At 63.6% G+C, this 13,205-nt stretch carries 13 protein-coding genes and 1 pseudogene; 5 read left to right on the plus strand and 9 right to left on the minus strand.

The window, feature by feature from the left end; genetic code table 11:
• The first annotated feature begins 74 nt into the window (after positions 1 to 74).
• The gene (locus ACY8GK_RS09425) at positions 75 to 386 is read left to right on the plus strand and encodes a DUF962 domain-containing protein (protein WP_196181042.1); all 312 of its coding nucleotides are present in this window, start codon (positions 75 to 77) and stop codon (positions 384 to 386) included.
• A 14-nt stretch (positions 387 to 400) separates the two neighbouring features.
• On the opposite strand, the gene ACY8GK_RS09430 is transcribed toward ACY8GK_RS09425, so the two are convergent.
• The 5 genes from ACY8GK_RS09430 to msrB all read right to left on the minus strand — a co-directional run bounded on the left by ACY8GK_RS09430 (position 401) and on the right by msrB (position 3,929).
• On the minus strand, positions 401 to 1,213 hold the full coding sequence (locus ACY8GK_RS09430; RefSeq protein ID WP_462402880.1) for a UDP-2,3-diacylglucosamine diphosphatase: 813 nt from the start codon (positions 1,211 to 1,213) through the stop codon (positions 401 to 403).
• Between the two features lie 118 nt (positions 1,214 to 1,331).
• Positions 1,332 to 1,814: a GAF domain-containing protein gene (locus tag ACY8GK_RS09435; RefSeq protein ID WP_462402881.1), complete on the minus strand. Its 483-nt coding sequence runs from the start codon at positions 1,812 to 1,814 to the stop codon at positions 1,332 to 1,334.
• The gene (locus ACY8GK_RS09440) at positions 1,811 to 2,701 is read right to left on the minus strand and encodes an ATP-binding protein (RefSeq protein ID WP_196181045.1); all 891 of its coding nucleotides are present in this window, start codon (positions 2,699 to 2,701) and stop codon (positions 1,811 to 1,813) included. Before ACY8GK_RS09440 ends, ACY8GK_RS09435 begins: the two co-directional genes overlap by 4 nt.
• A 330-nt stretch (positions 2,702 to 3,031) precedes the next feature.
• Positions 3,032 to 3,541 carry a glutathione peroxidase gene (locus ACY8GK_RS09445; protein ID WP_462402882.1) on the minus strand — a complete coding sequence of 170 codons (510 nt, stop codon included), beginning with the start codon at positions 3,539 to 3,541 and terminating at the stop codon, positions 3,032 to 3,034.
• Positions 3,534 to 3,929 (minus strand): peptide-methionine (R)-S-oxide reductase MsrB, encoded by a 396-nt coding sequence (msrB, locus tag ACY8GK_RS09450; RefSeq protein WP_196181048.1) that lies wholly within the window; start codon positions 3,927 to 3,929, stop codon positions 3,534 to 3,536. The genes ACY8GK_RS09445 and msrB overlap by 8 nt, the downstream gene beginning before the upstream one ends.
• Positions 3,930 to 4,098: 169 nt before the next feature.
• Between msrB and ACY8GK_RS09455 the strand changes: the two genes are divergently transcribed.
• Together ACY8GK_RS09455 and htpX are read left to right on the plus strand one after the other, a co-directional pair.
• Complete coding sequence (locus ACY8GK_RS09455; protein WP_196181050.1) at positions 4,099 to 5,310, plus strand: pyridoxal phosphate-dependent aminotransferase; 1,212 nt, start codon at positions 4,099 to 4,101, stop codon at positions 5,308 to 5,310.
• A 328-nt stretch (positions 5,311 to 5,638) separates the two neighbouring features.
• Positions 5,639 to 6,526 carry a protease HtpX gene (gene htpX / locus ACY8GK_RS09460; protein WP_196181052.1) on the plus strand — a complete coding sequence of 296 codons (888 nt, stop codon included), beginning with the start codon at positions 5,639 to 5,641 and terminating at the stop codon, positions 6,524 to 6,526.
• 61 nt (positions 6,527 to 6,587) lie between these two features.
• Here htpX and ACY8GK_RS09465 read toward each other — a convergent pair whose 3' ends face one another.
• From ACY8GK_RS09465 to ACY8GK_RS09475, 3 genes and pseudogenes are all read right to left on the minus strand, one after another.
• The gene (locus ACY8GK_RS09465) at positions 6,588 to 7,241 is read right to left on the minus strand and encodes a thiopurine S-methyltransferase (protein WP_196181054.1); all 654 of its coding nucleotides are present in this window, start codon (positions 7,239 to 7,241) and stop codon (positions 6,588 to 6,590) included.
• Between the two features lie 170 nt (positions 7,242 to 7,411).
• Positions 7,412 to 9,125: pseudogene (locus tag ACY8GK_RS09470) on the minus strand (DEAD/DEAH box helicase).
• 285 nt (positions 9,126 to 9,410) lie between these two features.
• Complete coding sequence (locus ACY8GK_RS09475) at positions 9,411 to 10,166, minus strand: spermidine synthase (RefSeq protein ID WP_462402883.1); 756 nt, start codon at positions 10,164 to 10,166, stop codon at positions 9,411 to 9,413.
• Between the two features lie 104 nt (positions 10,167 to 10,270).
• Between ACY8GK_RS09475 and ACY8GK_RS09480 the strand changes: the two genes are divergently transcribed.
• The gene (locus tag ACY8GK_RS09480) at positions 10,271 to 11,617 is read left to right on the plus strand and encodes a class II 3-deoxy-7-phosphoheptulonate synthase (RefSeq protein WP_462402884.1); all 1,347 of its coding nucleotides are present in this window, start codon (positions 10,271 to 10,273) and stop codon (positions 11,615 to 11,617) included.
• 116 nt (positions 11,618 to 11,733) lie between these two features.
• On the opposite strand, the gene ACY8GK_RS09485 is transcribed toward ACY8GK_RS09480, so the two are convergent.
• On the minus strand, positions 11,734 to 12,483 hold the full coding sequence (locus ACY8GK_RS09485) for a sulfite exporter TauE/SafE family protein (protein WP_196181091.1): 750 nt from the start codon (positions 12,481 to 12,483) through the stop codon (positions 11,734 to 11,736).
• 263 nt (positions 12,484 to 12,746) lie between these two features.
• Here ACY8GK_RS09485 and ACY8GK_RS09490 point away from each other — a divergent pair, with 263 nt between their 5' ends.
• Positions 12,747 to 13,202, plus strand: a complete 456-nt coding sequence (locus ACY8GK_RS09490) for a MarR family winged helix-turn-helix transcriptional regulator (RefSeq protein ID WP_196181061.1) — start codon at positions 12,747 to 12,749, stop codon at positions 13,200 to 13,202.
• Positions 13,203 to 13,205 lie beyond the last annotated feature (3 nt).

The following is a 13,205-nucleotide window of genomic DNA, read 5'->3' on the forward strand; positions in this document are numbered from 1 at the left end:
GCCTTCGTCATCCTAGAATCCGAATGCAAGCAAGCTATTCATCTTTCTCAGGCAACCGCAGGCGGACAATCCAGATGAGCCGCGCCACTCCTTTTCGCAGCTTTGCCGATTTCTATCCCTACTACCTTGGCGAACACAACGATCCGGTCTGTCGGCGCCTGCATTTCATTGGTACCAGCCTGGTCATCGCGCTGCTCGCCTACGTGATCGCCAGCGGCAGTTGGTGGCTACTGTCGCTGGTTCCGCTCGTCGGCTACGGCTTCGCCTGGATCGGCCACTTCTTCTTCGAGAAGAACCGCCCAGCGACCTTCACCCACCCGTGGTATAGCCTGCTCGGGGATTTCGCGATGTTCCGCGACGTCTTGCTCGGCAAGGTCGGGCTCTAGCCGTGCCCTGTGCCTCAGGCCGGCTCGCGCGCCAGGGCCACCGGCCCGAGCGGTCGCGCCTGGGCATCGGTCAGGCGATACAGCTCGATGCTGCCATCCCAATGTTCTATCAGTGCCGTGCAGGACTCGACCCAGTCGCCGCAGTTGAAATACTCGACCCCACCAAGCTGACGGATCTCGGCATGATGGATGTGTCCGCAGACTACCCCCTGAAAGCCTCTGCGCAGGCATTCGTGGGCGATGGCATGTTCGAAATCGCTGATGAAGCTCACCGCGCCCTTGACCTTGTGCTTGAGATAGGCTGAAAGCGACCAGTAGCCGTGACCATGCCGTGCGCGCCAGTGGTTGAGCCAGCGGTTGAGCGTCAGGCTGAGGGTGTAGGCTCGATCGCCAAGCCAAGCCAGCCAGCGGTGATAGCGCGTGATGACATCGAACTGGTCACCATGAATCACCAGCAGCCTGCGACCGTCGGCGGTGAGGTGCTCGGCTTCATCGACCAGCCGCAGGTTGCCAAGCATCAGCCTGGAATAGCGGCGCAGAAACTCGTCATGGTTGCCAGTCACGTAGATGACTTCGGTGCCGCGCTTGCTCATGTTCAACAGGCGGCGGATGACATTGGTATGACTCTGCGGCCAGTAGATCCCGCCACGCAGTTTCCAGCCGTCGATGATGTCGCCGACCAGGTAGAGGCGATCGGCCTGGTAGCGTCGCAGAAAGCCTGACAGATGTTCGGCCTGACAGCCACGTGTACCGAGGTGGACATCGGAGATCCACAGCGTCCGCACCCTTTGCCTGCGGGACGGACGAGAACATTCGGCATGGGTCATGTCGTGGCCTCCGGCGCTGTTTGCTGGAGACTGACAGGCCAACCTGACAGCTTGGTGACAGTCGGCAGGAGATGCCTGCAGAGGCTGCGGGGCGAGCCGAGGCTACCCCGCGGCCTGTTCAGCAGTCGGTCAGCTCGAGGAAGATCCTGGCCAGCTGCTCCAGCCCTTGCTGGTCCTGAACGGTGAAGCGGCCCAGGCGAGGGCTGTCCAGGTCGACCACGCCGATCAGGCGACCTTCCTTGACCAGCGGAATCACCAGCTCGCTGTTCGAAGCGCTGTCGCAGGCGATATGCCCTGGGAAGGCATGCACGTCCTCGACCCGCTGGGTCTGGCCGGTGGCGGCCGCGGTGCCACAGACGCCCTTGCCGAACGGGATGCGCACGCACGCGACCTGCCCCTGGAACGGGCCCAGCACCAGCTGCCCGTCACGATTGAGGTAGAAACCGGCCCAATTGAGGTCCTCCACCTGGTGGTAGAGGAAAGCCGAAAACTGTGCGGCATTGGCAATGAAGTCACGTTCGTCGGCGAACAGGGCCTGCACCTGCGCCGCCAGCATCGCGTAGCCGTCCAACCCCTTGCCCGTGGCAGTCAGATCGATCATGCCTTGTGTTCCAGCAACTGCAGCCCGACCCAATAGCGGGCGAACTGATAGGCGCAACGGCCGTTGCGGTTGCCGCGCCCGGTGGCCCAGCGCACGGCAAGCTTCTCCAGCGCCTCGTCGCGCTGCCAGGCCAGGCCGGCGGAGCTGGCGAGCTGGCCGATCCAGTGCTCGACCACGTCGAGGAAATGTTCCTGGCTGAACGGATAGAACGACAGCCACAGGCCGAAACGGTCGGACAGGGCAATCTTGTCCTCCACCGCCTCGTTCGGATGCAGCTCGCCGTCGACCATCTTCCAGTTTTCGTTGTCGCTCTGCTTTTCCGGTACCAGATGACGACGATTGGAGGTCGCATAGAGCAGGACGTTGTCGGGCGCCTGTTCCAGGGAACCGTCGAGCACGCTCTTGAGCACGCGATAGTCGCCTTCGCCGGCCTCGAACGACAGGTCGTCACAGAACAGGATGAAGCGTTGCGGCAGCTTCTGCAGCTGCTCGACGACGCGAGGCAGGTCGGCCAGGTGGTCGCGCTCGATCTCGATCAGACGCAACCCGGCCGGCGCATGTTCGGCCAGCAACGCCCGCACCAGCGAAGACTTGCCGGTGCCACGCGAGCCCCAGAGCAGGGCATGGTTGGCCGGCATGCCGTCGATGAACTGCCGGGTATTGCGGCCCAGCTGCTCACGCTGCTGGTCGACGCCGATCAGGTCGCTCAGACGAATGTCCAGGCTGACCTCCAGGGGCAGCAGATAGCCGCTGCGTCCGTCGCGCTGCCAGCGCGCGGCCAGGCACTGTTGCCAGTCGATCTCGGGACGGGGAGCAGGCAGCAAGGGTTCGAGGCGGGCGAGCACCGATTCGGCTCGCTCCAGGAAAACGGTAAGGCGGGGGTCCATGACCACTCCTCGGGACGGGTTAAAACAAACGGATGGACCAAATGGCAGGTTCGCCAGCTGCCGGGGGATGGTTCGGCCATGCTGGACAGCGCACGCAGCGCAAAACTGGCTCGGGACTCACGGATATCGAGTCGCTGATCGCCTGTCCTGCAAGCAAGCCTGTCCGACCATCCTGATAGGTGTCAGGCTCGGGCCTTGCTCGTGTCATCCAGATCAGCATCGATTATGCCAGCGAAGACGCTTGCATCAACCGGCAAATGCAGTTGCGGCCACAAATCGCCCATCCTGCTCTAATGGCGGCCGAACATGGCCAGGCGCCAGCCTGCCGCCTCAGCGACCGAGCAGTGCCTCGATCTCCGACTCCAGCGCCTGGGGCTTGGTGAACGGCGCATGGCGCGTGACCCGGCCAGTGGCGGGGTCGACCAGGAACTTGGTGAAATTCCACTTGATCCGTTCACTGCCGAGAAAGCCCGGAGCGCGGCGCTTGAGCTCGACGAACAACGGGTGCGCGCCTGGGCCGTTGACTTCGATCTTGCGGAACATCGGGAAACTCACCTCGAAGTTGCGCTTGCAGAACTGCGCGATGGTTCGCGCGTCGCCTGGCTCCTGCTGACCGAACTGGTTGCAGGGGAATCCCAGCACGACCAGGCCGCGAGCACGATAAGCCTGCCACAGCTGCTCCAGCCCCTTGTATTGAGGCGTGAAGCCGCACTGGCTGGCAGTATTGACCACCAGTAGCGCCTTGCCTGGAAAATCGCCGAGCTTCCTGTGCTCGCCCCCGAGGGTCACGCAAGCGATGTCCTGCAGATCGACGCCGTGAACCGCTTTGTCTTCACGCACGAGACTTGAGCTCCAGGCAGACCGAGTTGATGCAGTAGCGCAGGCCGGTCGGCGGCGGGCCATCCGGAAACACGTGCCCCAGGTGCGCGTCGCAGCGGGCACAGGTGACCTCGGTGCGAATCATGCCATGGGACGTATCGCGCACCTCGATCATGGCATTGTCTTGCAGCGGCTCATAGAAGCTCGGCCAGCCGCAACCGGAGTCGAACTTGGCCTTGGCGTCGAACAGCGGCGCATCGCAGCAGATGCAGTGATAGATACCGTCGCGTCGCTCGCCGTTGTACTTGCCACTGAATGGCCGCTCGGTGCCCTTGAGACGGCACACCTGGTATTGCGCGGGATCGAGCATCTCGCGCCATTGTTCCAATGTCTTTTCGATCTTCTGCATGGCTGGACCTCGGCAGGCTTGAATTTGCACCGCGCCGTCTTTTCGAGGGCGCGGGGAGCACGTATATTAGTGCGCTTTCCTCGTCTGACATCAGTCTGGCACCCACGCTCCGCCTTTTTCAAACCTTTCGACGGCGCAGCGCTGCGACCTCTCCAATCGGGATTTCATCATGCAGTTCAGCAAATCGAACAAGCTCGCCAATGTCTGCTACGACATTCGCGGCCCGGTGCTCAAGCACGCCAAACGCCTCGAGGAGGAAGGTCATCGCATCCTCAAGCTGAACATCGGCAATCCGGCGCCGTTTGGCTTCGAGGCGCCCGACGAAATCCTCCAGGACGTGATCCGCAACCTGCCGACCGCCCAGGGCTACAGCGACTCGAAGGGCCTGTTCAGCGCGCGCAAGGCGGTGATGCAATACTGCCAGCAGAAGCAGATCGAAGGCGTCGGCATCGAGGACATCTACCTGGGCAATGGCGTCTCCGAACTGATCGTGATGTCCATGCAGGCCTTGCTCGACAACGGCGACGAAGTCCTGATCCCGGCACCGGACTACCCGCTGTGGACGGCCGCGGTCAGCCTGGCCGGTGGCAGGCCGGTTCATTACCTGTGCGATGAAAAGGCCGACTGGTTCCCGGATCTCGACGACATCAAGGCCAAGATCACGCCCAACACCAAGGCAATGGTGATCATCAACCCGAACAATCCGACCGGCGCGGTGTATTCGCGCGAACTGCTGCTGGGCATGCTGGAACTGGCGCGTCAGCACGACCTGGTGGTGTTCTCCGACGAGATCTACGACAAGATCCTCTACGACGAGGCCGTGCACGTCAGCACCGCTTCGCTGGCCCCGGACCTGCTCTGCCTGACCTTCAACGGCCTGTCGAAGTCCTACCGCGTGGCGGGCTTTCGCTCCGGCTGGCTGATCATTTCCGGGCCCAAGCACCGCGCGCAGAGCTACATCGAGGGCATCGACATGCTGGCCAACATGCGCCTATGCGCCAACGTACCGGCCCAGCACGCCATCCAGACCGCCCTGGGCGGCTACCAGAGCATCAATGACCTGGTCCTGCCGCCCGGCCGTCTGCTCGAACAGCGCAACCGCGCCTGGGAGCTGCTCAACGACATCCCCGGCGTCAGCTGCGTCAAGCCAATGGGCGCGCTGTACGCCTTCCCACGGATCGACCCGAAGGTCTGCCCCATCCACAACGACGAGAAATTCGTGCTCGACCTGCTGCTGTCGGAGCGGCTGCTGATCGTCCAGGGCACCGCTTTCAACTGGCCGTGGCCGGATCATTTCCGCGTGGTGACCTTGCCACGCGTGGATGACCTGGAACAGGCCATCGGCCGCATCGGCAATTTCCTGCGGACCTACAGCCAGTAAGGCCGCGCGCCGTGGGCTTGAGCGGCCGCCCTGCCGTGCTGGGCGGCAGGGCGGCCCTGTGCCGCCTCTGCAAACGCCCACCGGTCGTGCTGGTAGCACGGCCATCGAGGCATTGGGGCCTCTGCAACGAGGCGGCCAGTCCATTTCATAACCGCCTCTCGGATTCTTCTTACATTCTGCAACGCTGTATCCCACAGAGCTTCTCGCATCCTCTGTCATACTACGTCCTACACAGTTTGAAATAGTCCCCCGGTTGAATCGGCGCCCCCTCCCCCTTATATACCCCCGCAGTACGCAACATTTCATCCGTCAGGAGAACGTGACAACCATGATGCGCATCTTGTTGTTTGTGGCCACCAACCTCGCGGTGGTGCTGGTTGCAAGCATTACCCTGAGCCTGTTCGGCTTCAACGGGTTCATGGCAGCCAATGGGGTCGACCTCGACCTGAGCCAGCTGCTGGTCTTCTGCGCCGTGTTCGGTTTCGCCGGCTCCATCGTTTCGTTGCTCATCTCCAAATGGATGGCGAAGATGAGCACCGGTACCCAGATCATCACCCAGCCGCGCACTCGCCATGAGCAGTGGCTGCTGCAAACGGTAGAGGAACTGTCTCGCGAAGCCGGGATCAAGATGCCCGAGGTGGGTATCTTCCCGGCCTACGAAGCGAACGCCTTCGCTACCGGCTGGAACCGCAACGACGCCCTGGTGGCGGTCAGCCAGGGCCTGCTCGAACGCTTCTCGCCCGACGAGGTGCGCGCCGTGCTCGCCCACGAGATCGGTCACGTGGCCAACGGCGACATGGTGACGCTGGCGCTGGTGCAAGGCGTGGTCAACACGTTCGTGATGTTCTTCGCACGCATCATTGGCAACTTCGTCGACAAGGTGATCTTCAAGAACGAGGAAGGCCAGGGTATTGCTTATTACGTCGCCACCATCGTGGCCGAGCTGGTCCTGGGCATTCTGGCCAGCATCATCGTCATGTGGTTCTCGCGACGTCGCGAGTACCGCGCCGACGACGCCGGCGCCCGGCTGGCCGGGACAGGCGCGATGATCAACGCCCTGCAGCGCCTGCGTGCCGAACAGGGCATGCCGGTGCAGATGCCTGACTCGCTGCACGCCTTCGGCATCAACGGCGGCCTCAAGCAGGGCCTGGCCGGGCTGCTGATGAGCCATCCGCCCTTGGAAGACCGTATCGAGGCCCTGCGCCGTCGCGGCTGATTCATTCGGCCAGCCATGAAAAAGGGCGACTTCGGTCGCCCTTTTTCATGCACCGCGGCCGTTATCGCTGCAAGCGGTAGACACGTTCGCGAAGCCTGGTTACGCCAGCCTGGAGAAATCGCGGGCTCTGCTCGATGATATCCCCTTCCTCCAGCCTCTCGACTCGCTGCCAGGCGGCCAATCCCCGCAGCACTTCGTCGTTCGACACGGCGAAGGGTGGCCCTTCGACCAGGGATTGCGGGTAATCGAGCGTGACCAGCAACCCCTGGCAAGCTGGCGGCAGCAGCCTGGCCAGATGCGCCATGTAGAGCTGGCGCATCGGCGCCGGGAAAGCGATCAGCGCGGCCCGGTCGTAGAGACCCGCGCAGGCGACCAGATCCTCTGCACGCAAGGCGAAGAAGTCACCGCACCAGAGCTGCACCGTCCCGCTGCGCCAGACCTCGAACTCGCCATGCCGCTCGATCGTCGGCTGCAGCCCCTGCTCGGTGAAAAATGCCTGTACCGCCTGGCGCGACAGCTCCACGCCGAGCACCTCATGACCCCGCTCGGCAAGCCAGGCCAGATCCAGACTCTTGCCACACAACGGCACCAGGACCTGCGAACCTTCTGGCAGCTGGAGGTCGGGCCAATGACGTTGCAAGTAAGGGTTGACCTGGCGCTGGTGGAAACCGATTCGATTTTCGGCCCAGCGCTGATGCCAGAATGCCGCTTCCATGATCACTCCTGGTCTGATGGAGAAGTTCGCCTGAGTACCAGGCCACCCGCTCAGGATAGCCAGCCTGCCCAACCTGCGGCAATCGCGCGTGCCTGCTCGCCGCTTCGGCCGATCATTCGAATGACGCGCAAAAAAATCCCCGAACGAGTCGGGGATTCTTCAAGCGTGCATCAGTCTTCGCGGTAACGGCGCAGCTTCAGCTGCTTGCCAGCAACGCGCGTGTCCTTGAGCTTGGACAGCAGCTTCTCGAGACCCTCTTCCGGCAACTCGACCAGACTGAAGCTGTCACGCACCTGGATCCGGCCGATGGCATCACGGGCCAGGCCACCCTCGTTGAGAATCGCGCCGAGCAGGTTCTTGGCGGCGATCCCATCGCGGGCGCCCAAGGCGGTACGGCAGCGTACGCGCCCTTCGGCCAGCGGCAGGGGTGCGCGACGCTCGCGCTCGCCACGCTCGCCACGCTCGCCACGCTCGCCACGCTCACCGCTGCGCTCACGCGGAGTGTAGGTCGGCACCAGCGGTTGGTCACGTTCGACACTGGCCAGATCCAGCGCCTGGCCATTGGTGGCCTTGCGCAGCAGTGCGGCAGCCAAGGCACGCGGGCTGCAGCCCAGGTCGGCCGTGAGGCGGTCGAGCAGGTCGCCGTGGCTGGCTTCCGAATCGGCGACCAGAGGGGCCAGGCTGGAAGTCAGCTTCTTGATGCGCGCATCCAACACGGCCTGGGCGTTCGGCAGGCGCGCTTCGGCGACCTTCTGCCCGGTCACGCGCTCGATGACCTGGAGCATGCGGCGCTCACGCGGCGTGACCAGCAGCAAGGCACGACCTTCGCGACCAGCACGGCCAGTACGACCGATGCGGTGGACATAGGATTCCGGATCGTACGGCATGTCCACGTTGAACACATGGGTGATGCGCGGTACGTCCAGACCACGAGCGGCCACGTCGGTGGCGACGACGATGTCCAGGCGGCCATCCTTGAGCGAGTCGATGACACGCTCGCGCTGGTTCTGGGCGATGTCGCCGTTCAGCGCAGCGGCCTTGTAGCCCTTGGCTTCCAGGGCGCTGGCCAGGTCCAGGGTGGCCTGCTTGGTACGCACGAAGGCGATCAGCGCATCGAACTCCTCCACTTCCAGCAGGCGCAGCACGGCCGGGATCTTCTGGTCGGCATGCACCATCAGGTGGGCCTGGTCGATCGCGGTGACGGTCTGGGTCTTGCTCTGGATCTTGACGTGCTTCGGCTCGCGCAGGTGACGCTCGGCGATCGAACGGATCGAGGACGGCAAAGTGGCGGAGAACAGCACGGTCTGACGGCTTTCCGGAAGCGCGTCGAAGATGACTTCCAGGTCATCCATGAAACCAAGCTTGAGCATCTCGTCGGCTTCGTCGAGCACCAGGTGCTTGACCGTGGACAGGACTTTCTCGTCGCGACGCAGGTGGTCGCAGAGGCGACCAGGCGTGGCGACGACGATCTGGGCACCATTGCGAATGGCGCGCAACTGCGGGCCCATCGGGGCACCACCGTACACGGCGACCACGTTCACGCCCGGCATCTGCTTGGCGTAGGTTTCGAAGGCCGTGGCTACTTGCAGCGCCAACTCACGGGTTGGCGCCAGGATCAGGGCTTGCGGTTCGCGCTTGCTCGTGTCGATACGGTTCAGGATCGGCAGGGCGAAGGCAGCGGTCTTGCCGGTGCCGGTCTGCGCCTGGCCGATCATGTCGTGACCGGCGAGAATGATCGGGATCGACTGTTGCTGGATGGCCGATGGCTCTTCGTAGCCGGTAGCCAGCACTGCAGCAACAATGTTCGGATTGAGATCGAGAGCGGCGAATCCGCCGGTTTCCTGGGTCATGGGTCTGCCTCTAGGTGCATCCGCAAAGACCCATGCTCCAGAGCTGCACATGCCTTGAAAGACCCGGAGGTCACCCAGGCAGCTCTGGCGGCGGGGATTTGCGAAAACGATTGAAAAGGGAACATCTTGGGAAAGTCCGACGAGCGGACGCGCAGCCGAAGCTGATATACGGGGGATTTGCACCACCTGCAACGGGGGTCCGCTGAAAGACCGGCGCGTACTATACCCGAATACGAGCCAGCCGTGAGATTTTTTTCGAGCCCGTGCGCCAGCCGGGAAGCCGCGAAGCGGGCCGCTGAAACGTTTGCGCGCCTGGCCTTCAGCTGGCCGGGCGCAGTTGGGCGATCAACGCATCGAGGCTGTAGCCCAGGCGCGGCGCGAGCATCTCGGCCCGCTCGCGCAAGCCTTGCATGTCCAGGGTCTGGTCGAGCCCGGCCGGCACGAGCAGGATCACGTTGCCCTCGCTCACCGGCAATTCCCAGTAGTGCCGATGATACAGGCCGCGCAACAAGGCCGCGCCGAGCGGCTTTCCATCCTCGCCAGCCCACTGGTTGATCACCAGCCAGCCTTCGGGATTGAGCTGGCGCTGGCAGCGCTCGAGAAAACTCCAGGCCAGGTGGCCAACGCCCGGCCCATGGTCGGTATAGAGGTCGACGAACAGCAGGTCGGCCTTTTCGGCGCTCGGCAGCAGCTCCAGGGCGTCGCCGACACGGATGTACAGGCGCGGATCGTCATCCAGCCCCAGATACTCCATGGCCAGGCGCGGCACGTCCGCGCGCAGCTCGATCGCCTCGACATCATCGAGCGACAGAAACTTCAGACATGCCTGGGTCAGGGTGCCCGCGCCGAGCCCAAGGAAGAGCGCGCTTTCGGGACTCGCGTGACAAAGCGCGCCCACCAGCATGGCGCGGGTGTAGTCGTATTCCAGCCAGCTCGGATCGGCCGTGAAGACGCAGCTCTGCTCGATGGCATCGCCGAACTCGAGGAAGCGGTAGTCGTCCACCTCGAACACACTGATGACCCCGAACGCATCCTCCACCCGGGCCAGCAGGCGCTCATCGCGCTCCTTGGTCATCTCTTCCATCCGCAAAACCGCCATTGTCCGCCAATGCACCTCATGCAACAAGCGAGCGTGCAACTGTTAACATGCCTGCCTGACCACCAAGCATCGAGCTCGACATGAACAGATCCTGGAGTCCCGACAGCTGGCGCGCCTTGCCGATCCAGCAGCAGCCCAACTACCCCGATGCCGCTCACCTGCTGCGCGTCGAGCAGACGCTGGCCAGCTATCCGCCACTGGTGTTCGCCGGCGAGGCGCGCGAACTGCGCCGGCAGTTCGCCGAGGTCACCCAGGGGCGGGCGTTCCTCTTGCAGGGCGGCGACTGCGCGGAAAGCTTCGCGGAGTTCTCCGCGGCGAAGATCCGCGACACCTTCAAGGTGCTGTTGCAGATGGCCATCGTCATGACGTTCGCCGCTGGCTGCCCGGTAGTGAAGGTCGGACGCATGGCCGGCCAGTTCGCCAAGCCGCGCTCGGCCGACGACGAGACCATCGCCGGCGTGACCCTGCCCGCCTATCGGGGCGACATCGTCAACGGCATCGGCTTCGACACCGCCAACCGGGTTCCCGACCCTGAACGGCTACTGCAGGCCTACCACCAGGCCACCGCCAGCCTCAACCTGCTGCGCGCCTTTGCCCAGGGCGGCTTCGCCGACCTGCATCAGGTCCATCGCTGGAACCTGGATTTCATCGCCAACTCGGCCCTTGCCGAGAAATATCACCAACTGGCCGATCGCATCGACGAAACCCTGGCCTTCATGCGCGCCTGCGGCCTGGATGGCGCTCCGCAGCTGCGCGAGACCAGTTTCTTCACCGCCCACGAGGCATTGCTGCTGAACTACGAGCAGGCCTTCGTTCGTCGTGACAGCCTGACCGGCGATCACTACGACTGTTCGGCGCACATGCTGTGGATCGGCGATCGCACACGGCAGCTCGATGGCGCGCACGTGGAGTTCCTGCGTGGGGTACACAATCCGATCGGCGTCAAGGTCGGCCCGAGCATGGACCCACAGGAGCTGATCCGCCTGATCGACATCCTCAATCCGCGGAACGATCCCGGCAGGCTCAACCTGATCGTGCGCATGGGCGCCAGCAAGGTGGGCGAGCACCTGCCCCGGCTGATCCGCGCCGTCGAACAGGAAGGGCGCCAGGTCCTGTGGAGCAGCGACCCGATGCATGGCAATACCATCAAGGCCAGCAGCGGCTACAAGACCCGGGACTTCGCCCAGATCCTCGCCGAGGTCCGCCAGTTCTTCGAGGTCCACCAGGCCGAAGGCAGCCATGCCGGTGGCATCCACATCGAGATGACCGGCCAGAACGTCACCGAATGCATTGGAGGGGCGCGGCCGATCACCGAGGATGGCTTGTCGGACCGCTACCATACCCACTGCGACCCGCGCCTGAACGCCGACCAGTCGCTGGAGCTGGCCTTCATGATCGCCGAGACGCTCAAACAGGCGCGCCTCTAGAGCTGCAAGCTGCAAGCAATAGCGTTGCGCGCCGCGGACAAAGGCGCGGACTACAATCGCCGCCACCACGCCGTACTGCTGTTGCTTGTAGCTAGGGCTGGCGCTTGCGGCTGGACTCAAACCTCGAGGGCCAGCATCACCGCGCACACGACCAGAAAGCCGCAGAACATTGCGCGCAGGATCTTTTCCGGCAAGGCATGGGCAAGCTTCACGCCCCAACTGATGCTGAGCAGGCCACCGACGGCCAAGGGAATGCCAATCGCCCAGTTCACGCTATGGTGCACACCATAGGTCACCAGGGTCACCGTGGTGCTGGGCACGGCCAGGGCCAGCGACAGGCCTTGCGCGACGACTTGCGTGGTACCGAATACGCTGGTCAGCACAGGCGTGGCGACCACGGCGCCGCCTACGCCGAACAATCCTCCCATGCTGCCGGCGAAACACCCCAGCACGCCCAGCCATGGCCACGGATGACGCAGCTCGGCGCTGGGTGGCGCCACCGGCAGGAACATGCGCGCCAAGTTCCAGACCGCCAGTGCGACCAGGAACCCTACGAAGCCCAGGCGCATGACATGGGCATCGAGACCGACCGCCCAGATCGAGCCGAGCCAGGCGAAGACGAAGCTGCACAGCGACAGCGGCAAGGCATGACGCAATTCGATGCGATTGCGCTGGTGATAGCGCCACAATGCCAGCATCACGTTGGGCACGACCATGACCAGAGCGGTGCCTTGGGCCAGCTGCTGATCGAGCCCGAACAACACGGCCAATGCCGGAATGGCGATCAAACCGCCGCCGATGCCGAACAACCCGCCTACCGTGCCCAACCCGGCGCCCAGCACCGCGTACATCAACCACTCGATCATCACTGCCTCGCCTGTCGGATCAATTGCAAGCATGCTACCGATTTTGCCGGCTTCCAGAAACGTGAATCGGCCCGCGAGCAGTTCGGCGTGGCTGTCACAAGATGAAACGAACTCTCCTGCCAGATTACCGCTCGAACTTCTCAGGAGGTGCTTCAGCCCAGCAATGACGAAGGGTCTGGCCTTGCGCCATGAGCCGCACCGGCAATGAACCTACCCGTTGCCCGGCTGCCAGATTGTCATCCACTCAGCATTCAAGGATTTGCATGAACGCCGACATTCGAACTCCCAGCGATGAGCTGTTGCTGGACAGCCAGGTCTGTTTCGCCCTGCATTCCACCTCGCTGCTGATGACCAAGGTCTACAAGCCGCTGCTGCAAGCGCTTGGCCTGACCTATCCGCAATACCTGGCGATGCTGGTCCTGTGGGAGCACGACAACATGACCGTGGGGGAAATCAGCCAGCGCCTGCTGACCGACCCTGGCTCGCTCACGCCCTTGCTCAAGCGCCTGGAAAGCGAAGGCCTGCTCGAGCGCAACCGCAGCCGGGAAGACGAACGCGTGGTCCAGGTGCAACTGACCGACAAGGGCCGCCAACTGGAGCAGGCGGCCCGCGACATACCCGGACAGATCCTGACCGCCAGCGGCCGCAGCCAGGAGCGCCTGCGACAGCTGCAGGAAGACCTGCTGGAACTGCGGGCCAGCTTGCAGAAAAGCCTTTGAGGG

It is taken from the genome of Pseudomonas sp. Marseille-QA0332 (genome assembly GCF_054950175.1).